At 62.5% G+C, this 1,240-nt stretch carries 1 protein-coding gene; it reads left to right on the forward strand.

The genetic code is table 11. From position 1 onward, the window contains the following. Positions 1–147: 147 nt before the first annotated feature. The coding region (locus tag AWB78_RS42640) for an IS1634 family transposase (protein WP_232478148.1) at positions 148–1,240 on the forward strand (1,093 nt) is incomplete at its 3' end.

Here is a 1,240-nt window from a genome sequence, read left to right on the forward strand (position 1 = left end):
CTTGAGTTGCTTCCCGAAAACCTGATCTTTTGACCTCAAAAGCCCGGCCTGTCTTAGCGCCGGGCTTTTTTAGGTAGGCAAGATTGTAGGCATGTATTTTACAAAAATATATCTTGATTTAGCGAACTAATGGTATATAACGTGGGCATGCACATCCACGTCATTCCGAACCGCGACTCGCCGCCCACCGTGCTGCTGCGCGAGTCCTACCGCGACGGCAAGACCGTCAAGAAACGCACCCTCGCCAATCTCTCCTCGCTGCCCGCCGGGCAGATCGAGCTGATCCGCCAAGTGCTGCGGGGCGAGCGACTGGTCGCACCAGCGTCGCTCTTCGAGATCGATGCCTCGCGTCATCACGGTCATGTGCAGGCGGTCTGGCTAGCCATGCAGCGCCTGGGGCTGCCGCAGTTGCTGTCCAGCCGCGCATGCGTCGAACGCCAGCGCGTGCTGGCGATGATTGCCGCGCGGATCCTACGGCCCCACAGCAAGCTCGCCACCACGCGCTGGTGGGACACCACCACCGTGCCGGAGCTGTTTGAACTGGACGCCTGTGATGAGCAGGCGCTGTATGCCGCGATGGACTGGCTGCTCGAGCGCCAGGATGCGATCCAGGGCAAGCTCGCGAAGCGTCACCTGCAGCCCGGCAGCATCGTGCTGTATGACCTGACTTCGAGCTACTTCGAGGGCAGCACCTGTGAGCTGGCCGCCCTCGGGTACAACCGTGACGGCAAGCGCGGCAAGCTGCAGGTCAACTATGGACTGCTTACCGATGCGCGCGGTGTGCCGGTTTCCATTTCGGTGTTTGAGGGCAACACGGCCGACTCGGACACGTTCATGCCACAGGTCAGGCAGCTGCGTGAGCGCTTTGGCATCGACGAGATGGTGCTGGTGGGCGACCGTGGCATGATCGCCCAGACCCATATCGATGCGCTCAAGGCGGACGCCGGATTGCAGTGGATCACCGCACTGAAGACCGGCAGCCTGCGTGTGCTGGCCAGCGATGGAGCACTGCAGCTGGGGCTCTTTGATGAGCGCAACCTGTTCGAATTCACCCACCCGGACTATCCTGGCGAGCGCCTGGTTGCCTGCCGCAACCCCGAGCTGGCGAAAATGCGTGCCCACAAGCGACAGGCGCTGCTGGAGGCCACCGTTGCCCTGCTCGAACCGATCCGCCAACGGGTCGCCGCCGGGCGTCTGAAAGGCCAGGACCGCATCGGCCTGTGCGTGGGCAAGGTGCTAA

The sequence above is a fragment of the Caballeronia calidae genome, from assembly GCF_900044055.2.
GTDB lineage: Bacteria > Pseudomonadota > Gammaproteobacteria > Burkholderiales > Burkholderiaceae > Caballeronia > Caballeronia calidae.